Raw genomic sequence first — 15,411 nt, 5'->3', positions numbered from 1 at the left:
AGCCGATACGACGACGCACCTCACGGGTGGAGGAACGCGGGCATCGAGAAGAAGACGATCATGGCGATCGCCACGCAGATCAGGAACCCGACGACCTCCCAGGCCCAGTCGAAGTGCCGGTCCTGGCGGCGGCGGGGCTTCTCGGGCCGGGCCGTGTACGCCGGGCGCTTCTTGGGCACCGGACGGGCGCGGACCGGGCGCGGGGCCAGGAGAGAGGGCTCCGGGGCCAGCGAGGCGAAGGTCCCTTGGGGTTCCTCGTCAGGTGGAGCAGGGGTTCTCCTGCTCGATGAGGAGGAGGGCCTGGGGAGGGTGGGGGGCTTCGGGGGCGCCTTGTCGTACAGGGGCAGGCGGTAGACCGGTTCGGCGGGCCTCGTGGGCTCGGCCGGCTTGGGGGTGCGCCTGGCCGGCTCGGAGGACTTGGCGGGCTTGGTGCGCCTGGCCGACTTGGGGCGGGGGCGGAAGAGGGGCGCCGCGTCGCGGGCCGGCTCGTTCGTCCGCGGCGGCTGCTGGAGCGGGCGGGCGGGGCCCTTGTGCACCAGTACGTCGGGGTGCGGGTCCCTGGGGGCCAGGATGTCGCCGTCATCGTCGTCCGAGAACGGCCTCGGGACATCTCTGGGCAGGATCACGTCGCCGGTCGCGAAGGGCTCAGGGGTGTCCCTGGGTAAGATCACGTCGCCGGTCGCGAAGGGCTCCAGACCGCCGAAAGGCTCGTCGGGCGGGTCCTGGAAGAACGGATGGATGTAAGGCGGCACTGGGGTCCTCCCTGCGAAGGGTGGAGCTGTGTGTGGTGTGCCGGGCTGGTCGGGCCGTGCGCCGTCCACCGCCGCCAGAGGATCTCTGAGAGACGGGGTGGGGCCCAGCGGATCGTGCAGACGCTGGGCGGAGGCCAACGGGTCCCTGAGGGGGGAGCGGGCGGTCGAGGCCGTGCCGTCTCCGAAGAAGGAGACCGGAGTCGAGCTCCGGCTCTCTCCGAAGAACGAGCGTGGCGTTGAGGTCGGGGCTTCTCCGAAGGGGACGTGCGAGGCCGGGAATTCTCCGCGGCGCGGTGCGGACTCCGGGGAGTTGTTCAGCTTGGGCATCGGGGCCGTGGTGGCGGCGTGCTCGGGCACCTGCGACGGTGACGGCGGCGTCAGCAGCTCGGCCGGGAAGATGACCGTGCTGGTCGCCGGGTCCCCGTCAGCCAGGGGCTGGGGCCACATCGGCGGGCTGGGCCAGCGGGGCTTGACGAAGAGAGGGCCGGGGCTGGCGGAACGGGAGCCCGCGAAGTGGATGCGGAGGGCTCCGGGCGGCTGCGCCCAGGGGAGGCGGCCGATGATGTCGGCGAGCGGGGCCACGCCCAGGGCGCCGTACACGTCCGCCACCGGCTTGGGCACGCGGACCCCGGTGGAGGACAGCGCCGTCACCAAGGCGTGCCGGAAGTGGTGGGCCGCCCCTACCGCCAGTTCCTCGGCGGTGTCGGGGGCGACGTCGAGTACCCACGCCAGCTCCGCCTTGCTCATCCCGCAGACCGCGCACAGCACCAGCACTTCACGCTGGTGTGGTCGCAGTTCGCGGAAGGTGCGCTCGACGAGGGCGGAGGCGGGGTCGATCAGCGGATCGATGGAGGGGGGCGCGAAGACGATGTCCCGCCGGTGGATCTCGCGGCGGGCGAACGCGTAGAGAGCGGCGCGAGGCGCTTCGGCGGCGGAGGGAACGCCGGCGACGCTGGAGAACAAGGTCACCAGTACGTCGGACGCGGAGCCTAGGTCGCCGAGCTGGTCAGCGCAGTACGCGAACAGCCCAGCGGCATGGCGGTCGTAGAGCTCTGCGATCAACTCGGCGCGTCGGCGCTGATCGGTGAGCGGCTGAGACACGGGGCCGGATCCTCTTGCTGTGAGCGGACGCTGAGGGTGAGGGGTGCGGGGCTGAAGTTCGTGAATTTCGTTCGGGGTGTTCGTCAGGACTTTGTGGAGGTATAGGTCAGAAGTTCGTGGAGGTAATCATGCCAAGACACCACGGTCCGGCGCACTACCACTTCAACATTTGGGGTAAATATCCAGCTCAACTGAAGCGTTTCAGCTGGATCCCAGGACGACACGGTGGTCCGGAGCGCCGTAGTCTGTGCTGCGATAGATCATGCGGCGGTCGTGGCACGGGGGCTGCGGCCCCTGCCACAGAAGCCTGAAGCGAGAGTTCGCGCGTGATCACATTCGACGCTGTCACCAAACGCTACCCAGACGGAACGGTCGCCGTGGACCGTCTCGACCTCGAGGCGCCCACGGGAGAGATCACCGTGCTCGTCGGCCCCTCGGGCTGCGGAAAAACCACATCCCTCCGGATGATCAACCGGATGATCGACGCCTCCGAGGGCCAGATCCTCCTCGACGGCACGCCGGTGCAGGGCATCGACCCGCCGACGCTGCGGCGCGGCATCGGGTACGTCATCCAGCAGGCCGGCCTGTTCCCGCACCGCAAGATCGTGGACAACATCGCCACGGTCCCGTACCTGCTCGGCTGGGACAAGAAGAAGGCCCGCGCCAGAGCCATGGAGCTGCTCGAACGGGTGGGCCTCGACCCGGCGCTGGCCGGTCGCTACCCCTTCCAGCTCTCGGGCGGGCAGCAGCAGCGCGTGGGCGTGGCCAGGGCGCTGGCCGCCGACCCGCCCGTGCTGCTCATGGACGAGCCGTTCAGCGCGGTCGACCCCATCGTGCGCACGAGCCTGCAGGACGAGCTGCTCAGGCTCCAGTCCGAGCTGAACAAGACCATCGTGTTCGTCACGCACGACATCGACGAGGCCATCAAGCTGGGCGACCGCGTGGCGGTGCTGCGGGTGGGCGGCAAGCTGGCGCAGCTCGCCGCTCCCAAGACGCTGCTGTCGGAGCCGGCCGACGACTTCGTGAAGGAGTTCCTGGGGCACGACCGGGGGATCCGGCGGCTGCAGTTCATCTCGACGGGCGGGCTGCGGCTGCGTACCGACCTGACCGACACCGCGGACGACCCGTGGCGGCTGGTCATGGAGGACGGCAGGCCGACCGGGTGGGTCTCCCGGGAGCGGCCCGACGAGCTGGAGCCGTACGGGACGTTCGTGTACGGGCGCGACTCCATGCGCACGGCCCTCGACGCGGCGCTGCTGTCGCCGTCCGGCTGCGCGGTGGCCGTGGACGAGCAGGGCAAGGTCGTCGGCGTGGCCACCAGGGAGACGCTCGACAAGGCGCTCGCGGAGGCGGCAGATGGCTGACGGCCCTCCTTCCATATGGGAATGGATCGGGCGTAACTGGGATACCGGCCGGGTCGACAGCATCAAGAACCTGCTCCTCGACCACCTGACCATGTCCCTCGTGCCGATCCTGTTCGCGCTGGTCGTCGCGCTGCCGCTGGGGCTGGCCTGCGTGCGCTGGCGCTGGCTCTACCAGCCGACCGCCGGCTTCATGAACGTCGTCTACGCGCTCCCCTCACTGCCGGTCTTCATGCTGCTGATCTCGGTGACCGGGCTGTCGCAGACCACGGTGATCATCCCGCTGACCTTCTACGGCATGGCCGTGCTGATCCCGGCCGTCGTGGACGGGCTCGGCTCGGTGCCCGACCACGTGCGGCAGTCGGCGATCGCGATGGGCTTCACGCCGCTGCGCAGGCTGCTCGCGGTCGAGCTGCCGATCGCCGTCCCGGTGGTGCTGGCGGGCCTGCGGGTGGTCGCGGTCTCCAGCATCAGCCTGGTCAGCGTGGGTGCGCTGATCGGGCAGGGCGGGCTCGGCGGGCTGTTCACGCGGGCGTACCAGAACCCGTTCATGCCGCCGGTGATCGTCGGGATCGTGCTGATCGTGGCGCTGGCGCTGGTCGCCGACGGGCTGCTGGTGCTGGCGCAGCGGCTGCTCACTCCATGGGTACGGGCCCGAAGGGGGCAGGGATCGTGAGCTGGCTCACCGACTTCTTCGGCTGGCTGGCCGACTTCTTCGGCAACGGCGCCAACTGGTCCGGCCCCGACGGCATCCCCATGCGCCTGCTGGAGCACCTGGAGTTCTCGGCCCTGGCGCTGGTCCTGGCCGTGGTGATCGCGGTGCCGCTGGGGCTGCTGATCGGCCACACGGGCCGGGGCGAGGTGCTGGTCGCCGTCACCGCGAACCTGGCCAGGGCGCTGCCCACGCTGGGCCTGCTGGTGATGTTCGTGCTGCTGCTGGGGACGGCGTCCAGCCTGCCGGTGATCGTCCCGCTGGTGCTGCTGTCGGTGCCGCCGATCCTGGTGAACACGTTCGAGGGCATCAAGGGCGTCGATCCCGAGCTGCGCGACGCCGCGTACGGGATGGGGCTGCGCGGCGGGCAGGTGCTCGGGCGGGTGCTCGTCCCGGTCGCGCTGCCGCTGATCCTGCTGGGGTGCCGGCTGTCGGCGATCCAGGTCGTGGCCACCACCACCGTCGCCGCGTACACCGGGCTCGGTGGTCTGGGGCGGTTCGTGATCGACGGTTTCGCGACGAAGGATTACGCGAGCGTCGTCGGCGGTTCAGTACTGATTGTGCTGTTTGCCCTGATGGTCCAGATATTGTTCACGCTTGCCCAGAGGGTGACGGTATCCCCGGGCGTGAGCCAGCGGCTGAAGGTCCGATAGTCTCCTGTATTACCTCCCGCTTAGAAGGGAAAAGCAAGATGGGACGCAAGTACGGCATCGCCGGGGTGTTCGTTTCGGCGATGCTCGCGCTGGCCGCCTGTGGCGGTGGCGGCGGTGGCAACACTGGAGGCAACCCGCTCGACACCTCGAGCGCGGCCCCCAGCGGTTCGGCTTCGAGCGGGGGCGGGGGCAAGGCCGTCATCGGATCCTTCGACTTCGACGAGAGCGTGCTGCTCGGGTCGATCTACGCCCAGGCGCTGCAGGCCAAGGGCGTGCAGGTCGAGGAGAAGCCGCGCATCGGCAGCCGCGAGGTCGTGATCGACCAGGTCAAAAGCGGTGGCCTGACCATCGTGCCCGAGTACAACGGCAACCTGCTGGCCTTCGTCGACCTCAAGAACACGGCCGCGACCACCGACGAGGTCAACGCCGCGCTGAAGGAGAAGCTCCCCGCCGAGCTGGAGGTGCTCGACTCCTCCCCGGCCGAGGACAAGGACAGCCTGTCCATCTCCAAGGACACCCAGACCAAGCAGTCGCTGAACACCATGGAGGACCTGGCCAAGGTCTCCAAGGACTTCGTCGTCGGCGGCCCGCCCGAGTTCAAGAAGCGGTGGGAGGCGCGGTTCAAGGAGGTCTACGGGATCGAGTTCAAGCAGTGGAAGCCCACGGGCCCGACCACCGCTGACGCGATCAAGGACGGCACGATCCAGGTCGGCAACGTCTTCACCACCGACCCCAAGATGACGGCCAACAACCTGGTGCCGCTGCAGGACCCCAAGAACATCTTCCCCGCCCAGAACGTGACGCCGCTCCTCAACAAGGCGGCCGCGAACGACACGATCAAGACCACGCTGAACGCCGTCTCGGCGAAGCTCACCACGCAGTCCCTCCTGGACATGATGCAGAAGATCTCCGTCAACAAGGACGAGCCCGGCACCGTGGCCAAGGAATGGCTGACCGCCAACAGCCTCGGCTGACGCCGTTTTCCGGTGCGGGTCCCCGCCGTCCGGGGGCCCGCACCGCTAGGTTCGTGCCGTGAGCGAGTTCACGGAGGCGATGGCGCAGCTCGCGGCCGGGGTGGCCGTGGTGACCGTACGCGATGGGCGCGACGACCTGGGCACCACGGTGTCGGCGCTGATGTCCGTCTCGCTGGAGCCCCCGCTCCTCCTGGTGAGCCTGGCCAGCGGCGGCTACCTCAACGAGGTCCTGCTCCGGCAGGACCGCTGGGCGGCCTCGCTCCTGTCGTCCGGCCAGGCGGCCATCGCCAGCCGCTTCGCCACCGCCGGTCGGCCCAGCGCCCGGCTGCTGCTGGCGGGCACGCCGCATCACCGGGGAACGCACTCGGACGCGCTGGTGGTGGAGGGCGGGGTGGCCGCCCTGGAGGCCGAGACCACCAAAGTGGTCCCGGCCGGGGATCACACCCTCTTCATCGCCACCGTCCTCGCGGTCCCCTACGTCGAGGCCGCTCTCCAGCCTCTGGTACGGCTCCGCTCCCGCTACCGCCCGATCGGCTCGTGAGCGCTCAGCGGATCACGTACCACGTGGGCAGGAGCAGCGGGCCCGCGGCGGGGAGGCCGAGCTCGGCGGACAGGCGGGCGAGAGGGCCCCACGCGTCCAGGCGCAGGCGGGCCAGGGCGGCGGACTTGTCCTCGCTAGAGTCCGGCCCGCGCAGCCGCTCCAGCGGGTTGAGCCGGGGGTAGGCGCGTACGGGGGCGTCGTCGGGGAGGCCGGCCCGCTTCCTGGCCAGGACCAGCGCGTCCTCCAGGCCGCCCAGCTCGTCCACGAGCCCGCTGGCGTGCGCGTCGGCGCCGGTCCAGACGCGGCCGCGGGCCAGCTCGTGCGCGCGTTCCCGGGTCAGGTCGCGACTCGCGGCGACCTTGCCCACGAAGTCATCGTAAATACGGTCGAGCCAGGCGTTCACGCGGTCCCATTGCTCGGGGGAGAAGCCGCGAGATGTAGAGAACATTCCCGCGTTAGCCCCGGACGCCACCATTTCCGAATTTATGCCGATTTTTTCGAGCATTTCCGCGACGACGGGCTTGCCGCCGTACACGCCGATCGAGCCCGTCAGCGTGCCGGGCTGGGCCACGATCACGTCGGCGGCCATCGCCACGAAGTAGCCGCCGGACGCCGCCAGGTCGCCCATCGAGACGATCACCGGCTTGACCTTGCGCGTGAGGGTCACCTCGCGCCAGACCGTGTCGGAGGCCACGTACGAGCCGCCGGGGCTGTCCACCCGGAACACGACCGCCTTGACGTGCTCGTCCCGCCGGGCCGCCCGGAAGGCGGCGCTGATCGTGTCGGAGCCCATCGCCCCGCCCCCGCCGAGCGGGCTGCGCCCGCTGCGGCCGGTCCTGATCATGCCCGTGCCGTGGATGAGCGCGATCCCGTCCGCCGTCGGGTGCGGCAGCTTCCGCACGGCCGCGCCCCTGGCGTACCTGGACACGTAGAGCAGGTGCGAGTCGTCGCCCGCCGCCTGCTTGACCTGCTCGTACACCTCGTCCCGGTACGCCAGCCCGTCGACCAGCCCGGCCTCCAGCGCCTCGGAGGCGGTGAACGGGCCGCGGTCGATCAGCTCCCGCACCTTGCCCGCGTCGAGCCGGCGCCCGTCGGCGATGCCCGCGCTGAGGCTCTCGGTGACCGACTCGACGATGCGGCCCATGGACTCGCGGTGCGGCTCGGTCATGTGGTCCTGGGTGAAGGTGTTGACGGCGGTCTTGTACTCGTGCCGCTGCCCGGCCTCGTACCCGACACCCAGCTTCGTCAGGGCCCCCTTGACGAAGCGCTGCTCCAGCGCCACCCCGGTCAGCCCGACGTCGCCACTCGGCTGCAGATAGACGCGCTCGAACGCGGTGGCCAGGTAGTACGGCACCGTACCGCCGCCGAACTCCCCGAACGTCTCCGAGAACGCGACGGTCAGCTTGCCCGACGCCCTGAACTGGATCACCGCCTGGCGCAGCTCCTGCACCATGGCCAGGCCCAGCGGGTTGCCCCCGATCCTCACCACCAGCGCCTTGACCCTGGAGTCCTGCCTGGCGCGCCTGAGCCCGGACAGGACGTCGGACAGGCGCGTCTTACGCATGGACAGCACCGCGGCGAGCGGGTCCGCCGGCGGGCCCTCGGTGAGGCCCTCTGTGAGATCGAGCTCCAGCACCAGCGGGGCCGTGCGCCGCTGACGAAGCTTGTCGACGGTTTCGAAGATCGCCTTTCCTGCCTCCATGAAGCCACCCTAAGCGACACAATACGAAATGCGTTTAGGGATCTATGGCTGCATAAAGGCGTCCGCCTGGTCGGCCTCAAGGAGCTTTACGCGTGATCGGAGCCGGCTTGCTGGGGCTGACCAGGCCCGTCTCGTAGGCGAGGACGACGGCCTGGACGCGGTCGCGGAGCTCCAGCTTTGACAGGATGCGCGCGACATGCGTCTTGACCGTCGTCGGGCTCAGCACCAGGCGGTCGGCGACCTCGGCGTTGCTCATGCCGGTCGCGAGCAGGCGCAGGACCTCCAGCTCGCGCGGGGTCAGCTGAGACAGGTCGCCGTGCACGACGCGGCGGGCGGGCTCGTCGTGGCGGGCGAAGCGCTCGATCAGGCGGCGGGTGATCGCGGGCGCGAGCAGCGCGTCCCCCGTGCGCACCAGGCGCACCGCGGCCACCAGGTGTTCGGGGGAGACGTCCTTGAGCAGGAAGCCGCTGGCCCCGGCGGTGAGCGCCGCGTAGACGTAGTGGTCGAGGTCGTACGTGGTCAGGATGAGGACGCGGGTCCCGTCCGCGCCGCCGGACAGGATCTGCCGGGTGGCCTCGATGCCGTCCAGGCGCGGCATCCGTACGTCCATGAGCACGAGATCGGGCCGGGTCCGCCGGACGGCGGAGACCGCCTCGACGCCGTCGGCGGCCTCGGCGACCACCTCGATCCCGTCGGCGGCCAGGATCATCCCGAACCCGCTGCGTACGAGCGCCTGATCGTCGGCGATGACCACGCGGGGCGCCTCGTTCATGCCGTCCACCGCAGGCGCGCCCTGGTCACGAAGCCTCCGCCGCTCCGCGGCCCCGCCTCCAGGGTCCCGTCGTAGAGCGCCAGCCGTTCGCGCAGCCCGATCAGCCCCCGGCCCTGGCCGTCCCCCGCGCGGGCCGCGGGAATGCCGCCGCGGTCGGCGATCTCGATGTCCAGCCAGTCTCCGGTGTGACTGATCGCCACCGACACGGCGGCGCCGCCCGCGTGCTTGATCGTGTTGGTGAGCGCCTCCTGGACGACGCGGTAGACGGCCAGGCCCACCCCGGGCGGCACCGGACCCTCCGGCGTACCGATCTCGGCGCTGACCGGAACCCCGGCCGCGCGCACGCGCTCGATGAGCGGGTCGAGCTGGTCGAGCCCGGGCTGCGGTTCGAGAAGGTCGGACCCGCTGCCGGAGGCGGCAAGCAGGCCCATGACGTGGCGGAGCTCGGCCATGGCGGCCCTGCCGCTGGTCTCCACCGCGAGCATGGCCTGCTTGGCCCGCTCCGGCGTCGTGTCCATCACCTTGCGCGCCGCCCCCGCCTGGATCACCATCACGTTCACATTGTGGGTGACGACGTCGTGCAGCTCGCCGGCGATGCGCGAGCGCTCCACCTGTACGGCCCGGCGGAGCTTCTCGTCCCGCTCCGCGAGCTGCTGCCGCCAGAACCGGACGAAGCTCGCCATGACCCCCGCGCCGAGCAGCACCACGAACGGCCCGAGCCAGCTCGGCAACCCCGCCACGGCATCCTTGAAGGCCATCCCCGCCAGCACGGTGGCCAGCACCAGACCGCCCAGCGCCACCAGCCGGTTGCGGCTGTAGGCGACCGCTCCGTAGGCGGCGATGGCGCAGGTCGCCACGGTGACCCAGGTCGCCTCGTCATCGGTGGCCAGGGCGGCGAGCAGCACGATCCAGAAGGCGGTCAACGGATACAGCCGCCGTACGGCCAGCGGCAACGCCGTCAGCGCCACCGCGAAGAGCAGACCGGGATCGACCGCGTCACTGTGGGTGGGCAGGACGGGCCGGGGCGGGGGAGGCAGCCGCAGGGGATCGACGCTGTGGACGGCGTCCACGGCGGGTGCCGCCGCCACCATCGCCAGCACGGCCAAGGCGACCGCGAGAAGGACGTCGAACATGAGCGCGCGACGCGAGGGCCTGTGCTCCGCGCGGAGCAGGTCCCGCCATCGCCTTCTGATCAGTGACACTCGCACATTGTCCTGTTCGTGGCGTATGGGGGGCATCGGCGGAGCGGACTACATCTCGAGGACGACCCCGCCGCCGATGTCGTCGTCACGGCCGACGCGACCGGAGATCGCCCGGCTCTAGCGTCGAGCCCCATGAGTCACCGAATCGGGCGGCTTGCCCTCGCCGTACTCCTCGCCCTGCCGGCCGCCGCCTCCTGGGCGGCCACGTCGGAGGCCGCCGTCAGGAACCGAACCACCGAGCCGGCACCCGCTCTGCGCATCCCCAAGCCGATGGGCAAGCTGCCGGTCGGCATGACCTCCCTCCACCTCAAGGACACCTCCCGCCCCGATCCCTGGGTGCCCAGCGTGAAGGCGCGGGAGCTCATGGTCTCGCTCTGGTATCCGGCGGCGAAGGCCGGCGGGGTGCCGGCGCCGTACATGACGGTCAAGGAGTCCGAGCTCACGTTGAAGGAGGCGGGCGCTTCCGGCGTACCGGGCGATCTGCTCAGCAAGACGCGGATCGACGCCGTCAAGGACGCCAGGCCGGCCAAGCGACGGCTGCCCCTCGTGGTCCTCTCCCCGGGCTTCACCAAGCCCCGCTACTCGCTCACCGGCCTGGCCGAGGACCTGGCCGGCCGGGGCTACGCGGTGGCCGTCATCGGGCACACGTACGAGAACGTCGCCACGAGCTTCCCCGACGGGAGGGTCGCCGAGTGCGTCGCGTGCGAGGTCGAACCGAAGAATCCGGCGTTCTGGGCCAAGGTCGGGCAGATCCGGGCGGCCGATGTCACCTTCGTCCTGGACTCGGTGCTCGCCAGGTATCCCAAGCTGATCGACCGATCCAGGATCGCCATGGGCGGCCACTCCGTGGGCGGCGCGAGCTCCGTGGCCGCCCTGCTGAAGGACTCCCGGCTGCGCGCCGGGATGAACATCGACGGCACCGCCGTCGTCCCGGTCCCCAGCAGTGGGCTGGCCAAGCCGTACCTGCTCCTCGGCTCCGAGGCGAAGCACAGCCCGGGCAAGGACCCCACCTGGGACCAGGCCTGGCCGAACCTCACCGGCTGGAAGCGCTGGTTCGTGGTGACGGGTACCGAGCACGCCTCCTTCACCGACATTTCCGTGCTTTCCGAGCAGCTCGGCATCGACGACGGCGCCGACCTGCCCGCCACGCGATCCCTGGAGATCACGCGCGGGATCGTCGCGGCCTTCTACGACCTCCACCTGCGGGGCAAGCCACAGCCGATCCTGAACGACCCGGCTTCGCGCTACCCGGAGGTCAAGCCGGCGGGCTAGGACCTGTCCTGCTGCGGTCGCATCAGGTCGAGGTCCTTGCCCCACGCGTCCAGCACCGCGCCGTGCCCGGCACGCCGGGCCGCCGCCTCGACCTGGGCGAAGAGGCGCCGTTGCAGCGGTACGTCGCCCGTTCCCGAGATGCGGCGGGCGGCGTCCAGCAGCATGCCGGTGTCCCAGCCCGGCAGCGGGTGCCGGGCGAGCTCCCATTCCAGGTACTTGTTGTACGGGCGGGGGCGACGGTCGAGAGCGAACAGCAGCTCCAGCAGGAACCGGATGCTGTCGGCCGCATCGAGCCGTCGCCGCGCCGTCGGCGAGGACGGCGTACAGGTCATGGTCGGAGTGCTCGGTGACCATGCCGTCGTGGGCGCGGGAGCCCTTGAGGACGAGCCCGACGACGGCGGGGTCGGCGGTGGCGAGCTCGACGAACGAGCGGTAGGTGAGAGGTTGGCGGGCGGGCATGGTGATCTCCGGTGGGATCGTGACGGGGGAAGCCTGCCGGGGCGGCCCCGCCTGCCGGGGTCGCCCGCACCGTCCGCGGCGGTACGTGGCCGCCGCCCGGAGGATCAACGCACCCCTGGACTGTATCGGCCGGACCTGCCCGAGAGGTACCGGCGCGACGGAGGTGGGTCGCGGGCTCTACGCTCGCCGCCATGAGCCCCTATGCGGAGACCGTCCAGGTGGAAGTAGACGTCGAGGACTGCAGCACTGTCTTCCTGATGAACGGGGACTGGGACGGGGACGACGCGGGCGACGTGGAGCGGTCCGTCGCGCTCGTCACGGTACGGAAGGCCATGGCCGAACTGGCGATCTCTTACCAGCACGGCGACGGCATCCCCCTCACGGTGACCGTCGCCGACCACGATCCGGGCGCCGACCTCGACGGGTACGAGGAGATCGTGGAGATCGACTTCATGTCGACGACCGGCGAGCTCTTCCTGATCGGATGGTGCATGGACTGGGACGACACGGCGATGCGCCGCCTTCCCCCGCTGCCCGCCGGTCCGGGCATGCACCGGCTGCGCTACCACGTCTGGAGCACGCTCACGGAACGGCCGGATTTCGACGGCGACCACCACTACCTGCAGATCTGGCCCGCACAGCCGTCCCCGCCCGTCGTCGTCAAGCAGGGCGAAGGGATCGCTCACTGGGACGGCACCGTCACCTGAGGCAGCGCCTTACCGGCCGCCGGCCTTCCGGAGCGCGTCGCCGAGCGCCTCGGTGCTGGTCACACCTACGATCAGCGCGCCGTCCTCGAAGACGAATCTCGGCACGGTGGTGACGCCGTCCCGCCGCGCCGCGGCCGCCTGCTCACGTACCTCGGCGCTCCCCTCCTCGGAGGCGAGAAAGTCCCGCACCCGGCCGCCCTCCAGGCCGACCCGTTCGGCCAGCTCGGTGAGTTGCGTGTGGTCGGCGATGTTCACGCCGTCGCGGAAGTACGCGTCGAAGAGGGCGGTCGCCAGCGCGGCCTGCACCTCGGCACCGTGCTCGTGCAGGGCGAGCCACAGCAGCCGGTGCGCGGTCAAGGTGTTGACCGCCACCGCACGGTCGAATCGGTACTCGATTCCTTCGCCGGCGCCGAGCCGGGTCATCTCCGCGACCATCGCCTCGGCTTGTTCGCGACCGAACATCCCGACCACCGCGTCCATCAGTGGCCGGGGTTCCTCGGGCGCGTCGGGAAGGAGCTGGATCGGACGATGAACGAGTTCGACCTCCGCTTCTGTGCCGGCCGCGGCCACCGCGCGGTGGAACTGGTACGTGCCGAGGCGGCACCACGGGCACGCGATATCGGCGTATATCTCTACTTTCATCATGGTCCTTTCTTGTGTGGAAGTAGCTGCCGGCGGAACAGAGCGCGTGGATCAGGTCGTTCCGGCCCGGTGGTCGGGGCTCGCGGTGGGGTCCCGCAGCACCCGGAGGGCACGGGACCATGCGAGGACTTCATCCAGCATGGTGATCAGGGCGGTTTCCTGGCGCTCGCCGGGGGCGCAGACGCCGGCTTCGGAGTCGGTGAAGTCGAAGTCGAAGTACGGATTGATCGCGACCTGGGCGTGTACGTCGGCGATTTTGATCTCGCCCATGGTCTGCCGTAGTTGTTCGGCGGCGCGGGTGCCGCCGTAAACCCCGTAGCTGACGATCCCGGCTGCTTTGTCATTCCATTCCGCGTACAGGTAGTCGATGGCGTTCTTCAGCGCCGCGGGGATGGCACTGTTGTACTCCGGGGTGACGAACACGAACCCGTCGAACCTGTCGATCGTGGCCGCCCACCGCTTGGTGTGCGCATTTTGGTAGTAACCGATGACCGCGGGCGCCGGCTCATCCAGCAACGGCAGCTCGTGCTCGGCTATGTCGACGAGTTCGAGGCCGGCCTCCCCGGTCTTGACCGCAGGGTGCCGGCCGGCGGCCTCGGCGACCCACCGGGCCACGTCCTCGACGCGGCGCCCGGGGCGGGTGCTGCCCAGAATGATCGCGATCTGGATCATGGGCCTCCTCCAAGGTGCTCATGCCTGCTAGCGTCCCGGCGCTGGGTGTGTCGGGGCCAGGCTGCGGTTTTCCTAGCCCTGGCAGGGCCAGGCTCGCCGCGAATACAATCGCGGTTGATGAGGGAGACAGAGCTGGGCGCCTTTCTACGCGCACACCGGGAGGCGGTCCCGCCGGCCGCGGTCGGGCTCCCGAACGGGAACCGGCGCCGCACCCCGGGGCTGCGCCGAGCCGAGCTGGCCACGCTCGCCGGCGTCAGCGTCGATTACCTCACCCGGCTGGAGCAGGGGCGCGACCGCAGCCCGTCCGCCCAGGTGCTCTCCGCGCTCGCGGAGACGTTGGGTCTGTCCCGTGACGAGCGGATCCACCTGCACCGGCTGGCGAAGACCACCGGTGGCGGCACGTGCGACGGGGCCGCCATGACGCGGGCCCGGACGGTCCGCCCGACCGTGCAGGCGCTGCTGGACCGGCTCGAGCCCGCGCCGGCGCTGGTTGCCAACCGGCCCGGCGACCTGCTCGCGTGGACGGCCGGGTTCGCGCAGCTCGCCGGCCCGAGCGGGCTGCTGGAGGCCGAGCCGCCTAACCTGGTCCGGTACGTCTTCACCGACCCGCGCGCGCACGACGCCCACCCCGGCTGGGACACGGTCGCCGACGAGCGGGCCGCCGCGCTGCGGGCCGCGTCCGCGCTCGGAGACCCGCATGCGGCGCTGCTCGCCGAGGAGCTGACGATCACCGCCGGCGACCGCTTCCGCGACCGGTTCGAGGGCTCGGCCGCGTTGCCCACGCGCACCGGCGTCGAGCGGTGGGCGCACCCGGAGGTGGGGGAGCTACGGCTGGCGTACGAGAGCCTGGAGCTGCCCGACCCCGACGAGCAGCGGCTGGTCGTCTACCTCGCCTCCGACGAGGCCACCGCCGCCGCCCTCGACCGCCTCACCGACCATCACCCCGCCGCCTCCTAGCGGGCCGCGAGTAGTTGCTTCGGCCTCAGAGCGGACCCGCCGTTCTGGTGCGGCCGCCCGGTGTCGGTCCGTGTCGCTACGGTGCTGCCGTGGCTGACATTCACGAACTCATGGTCGCGATGGACCTGCGCGGCGACTTGTCCGAGACCGAACTCGCCGAGTTGCGCTGGCACGTGGGCCTCGGGTCGCGGCCCGAGCACATCACCGAGAAGACGATCATCGTCAACGAGGTCCTCGATCTGCTGGACGACGAGCAGGAGGCGGTGCAGGACGAGAACGGCGACTGGGTGATCAAGGAGTTTCCGCAACCGGTGTGGAGCGATGGTTCGCCGTACGCGGCCTCGAAGATTTCGGGCGCCGGCTGCTCGATCCTGGTGCGCGCGGACGACCACGGCGACGAACGCTGGGCGCTGACCTGCCGCTGGGAGATCCACCCCGACGGGCATGCCGAGGTGGCCGGGCTGATGAACTGGTTGGCCGCCCGGCTCCACAAGAACGAGTCCTTTTTCGGATATCAGCGCTGGTACGAGCACAATGAGCCGGAGCTGCTGAGCGTCCGCGACGGGAAGGTTGTGACGCGTCGCGATGGCGCGTTCGTGCCACCGTTCTGGGCCGAACCTGACGAGGAGTGAGAGACCGATCGCCGTTCGGCGGCCTTTCATCTACGAAGGTGCCATCCACCGCCTGCGACATCAGTGACGCCGCCGAAGGCCGCCACGTCGATCCCGACGACCTGGCATCACCCGCGTCATCCGCCGGTTCGGCAACCGGACATTCAACCTCGGCCCGCCGACCGCTCCTTGAGCCCCGCGTCCTGTTCGCCCCATGACGGCCCGGAGCTCACATGGCCCGGCGAACTGCGGGAATCACGCGGGTGACGAATACTGGTATGCCCGTCGCCTTCTCGCCTCCACGTACACGACAGCTAGCCT

Annotated in this window: 16 protein-coding genes; 9 read left to right on the top strand and 7 right to left on the bottom strand. The window is 70.4% G+C overall.

Features of this window, described 5'->3' with window-relative positions:
- Positions 1-20: 20 nt before the first annotated feature.
- Positions 21-1,853 (bottom strand): hypothetical protein, encoded by a 1,833-nt coding sequence (locus tag AB0J87_RS43470; RefSeq protein ID WP_363976407.1) that lies wholly within the window; start codon positions 1,851-1,853, stop codon positions 21-23.
- A gap of 326 nt (positions 1,854-2,179) precedes the next feature.
- Here AB0J87_RS43470 and AB0J87_RS43465 point away from each other — a divergent pair, with 326 nt between their 5' ends.
- From AB0J87_RS43465 to AB0J87_RS43445, 5 genes are read left to right on the top strand one after another with little or no spacing between them, the layout of a single operon-like run.
- Complete coding sequence (locus AB0J87_RS43465; protein ID WP_350729444.1) at positions 2,180-3,217, top strand: ABC transporter ATP-binding protein; 1,038 nt, start codon at positions 2,180-2,182, stop codon at positions 3,215-3,217.
- Positions 3,210-3,890 carry an ABC transporter permease gene (locus AB0J87_RS43460; RefSeq protein WP_350729446.1) on the top strand — a complete coding sequence of 227 codons (681 nt, stop codon included), beginning with the start codon at positions 3,210-3,212 and terminating at the stop codon, positions 3,888-3,890. Before AB0J87_RS43465 ends, AB0J87_RS43460 begins: the two co-directional genes overlap by 8 nt.
- Positions 3,887-4,579: an ABC transporter permease gene (locus AB0J87_RS43455; protein ID WP_355205310.1), complete on the top strand. Its 693-nt coding sequence runs from the start codon at positions 3,887-3,889 to the stop codon at positions 4,577-4,579. The genes AB0J87_RS43460 and AB0J87_RS43455 overlap by 4 nt, the downstream gene beginning before the upstream one ends.
- Before the next feature lie 38 nt (positions 4,580-4,617).
- Complete coding sequence (locus AB0J87_RS43450) at positions 4,618-5,553, top strand: ABC transporter substrate-binding protein (protein WP_363976402.1); 936 nt, start codon at positions 4,618-4,620, stop codon at positions 5,551-5,553.
- Positions 5,554-5,611: 58 nt separating this feature from the next.
- Positions 5,612-6,094, top strand: a complete 483-nt coding sequence (locus AB0J87_RS43445) for a flavin reductase family protein (protein WP_363976399.1) — start codon at positions 5,612-5,614, stop codon at positions 6,092-6,094.
- Positions 6,095-6,098: 4 nt separating this feature from the next.
- Here the strand turns inward: AB0J87_RS43445 and sppA are convergent, their stop codons facing one another.
- The 3 genes from sppA to AB0J87_RS43430 all read right to left on the bottom strand — a co-directional run bounded on the left by sppA (position 6,099) and on the right by AB0J87_RS43430 (position 9,770).
- Complete coding sequence (sppA, locus tag AB0J87_RS43440) at positions 6,099-7,796, bottom strand: signal peptide peptidase SppA (RefSeq protein WP_350729452.1); 1,698 nt, start codon at positions 7,794-7,796, stop codon at positions 6,099-6,101.
- 76 nt (positions 7,797-7,872) lie between these two features.
- The gene (locus tag AB0J87_RS43435) at positions 7,873-8,568 is read right to left on the bottom strand and encodes a response regulator transcription factor (RefSeq protein ID WP_363976395.1); all 696 of its coding nucleotides are present in this window, start codon (positions 8,566-8,568) and stop codon (positions 7,873-7,875) included.
- Positions 8,565-9,770: a histidine kinase gene (locus tag AB0J87_RS43430; RefSeq protein ID WP_363976393.1), complete on the bottom strand. Its 1,206-nt coding sequence runs from the start codon at positions 9,768-9,770 to the stop codon at positions 8,565-8,567. Before AB0J87_RS43430 ends, AB0J87_RS43435 begins: the two co-directional genes overlap by 4 nt.
- Positions 9,771-9,902: 132 nt before the next feature.
- Between AB0J87_RS43430 and AB0J87_RS43425 the strand changes: the two genes are divergently transcribed.
- Complete coding sequence (locus tag AB0J87_RS43425; protein ID WP_363976390.1) at positions 9,903-11,042, top strand: alpha/beta hydrolase; 1,140 nt, start codon at positions 9,903-9,905, stop codon at positions 11,040-11,042.
- Here AB0J87_RS43425 and AB0J87_RS43420 read toward each other — a convergent pair.
- On the bottom strand, positions 11,039-11,374 hold the full coding sequence (locus tag AB0J87_RS43420; protein WP_363976387.1) for a hypothetical protein: 336 nt from the start codon (positions 11,372-11,374) through the stop codon (positions 11,039-11,041). The genes AB0J87_RS43425 and AB0J87_RS43420 overlap by 4 nt on opposite strands.
- A 318-nt stretch (positions 11,375-11,692) precedes the next feature.
- Here AB0J87_RS43420 and AB0J87_RS43415 point away from each other — a divergent pair, with 318 nt between their 5' ends.
- Positions 11,693-12,208, top strand: a complete 516-nt coding sequence (locus AB0J87_RS43415; RefSeq protein ID WP_363976384.1) for a hypothetical protein — start codon at positions 11,693-11,695, stop codon at positions 12,206-12,208.
- Positions 12,209-12,217: 9 nt separating this feature from the next.
- Here AB0J87_RS43415 and AB0J87_RS43410 read toward each other — a convergent pair whose 3' ends face one another.
- Entirely contained in the window at positions 12,218-12,853 is a 636-nt protein-coding gene (locus AB0J87_RS43410) for a DsbA family oxidoreductase (protein ID WP_363976381.1), read from the bottom strand.
- Between the two features lie 48 nt (positions 12,854-12,901).
- On the bottom strand, positions 12,902-13,522 hold the full coding sequence (locus tag AB0J87_RS43405; protein WP_363976378.1) for an NAD(P)H-dependent oxidoreductase: 621 nt from the start codon (positions 13,520-13,522) through the stop codon (positions 12,902-12,904).
- Positions 13,523-13,639: 117 nt separating this feature from the next.
- Here AB0J87_RS43405 and AB0J87_RS43400 point away from each other — a divergent pair, with 117 nt between their 5' ends.
- Both AB0J87_RS43400 and AB0J87_RS43395 read left to right on the top strand, forming a co-directional pair.
- On the top strand, positions 13,640-14,479 hold the full coding sequence (locus tag AB0J87_RS43400; RefSeq protein WP_363976375.1) for a helix-turn-helix transcriptional regulator: 840 nt from the start codon (positions 13,640-13,642) through the stop codon (positions 14,477-14,479).
- 119 nt (positions 14,480-14,598) lie between these two features.
- Positions 14,599-15,111 carry a hypothetical protein gene (locus tag AB0J87_RS43395; protein WP_363976372.1) on the top strand — a complete coding sequence of 171 codons (513 nt, stop codon included), beginning with the start codon at positions 14,599-14,601 and terminating at the stop codon, positions 15,109-15,111.
- Positions 15,112-15,411: the final 300 nt, after the last annotated feature.

This window comes from Nonomuraea sp. NPDC049625, from assembly GCF_040675285.1.
GTDB classification, from domain to species: domain Bacteria; phylum Actinomycetota; class Actinomycetes; order Streptosporangiales; family Streptosporangiaceae; genus Nonomuraea; species Nonomuraea angiospora_A.
This window is presented reverse-complemented; position numbering and strand designations above follow the sequence as displayed.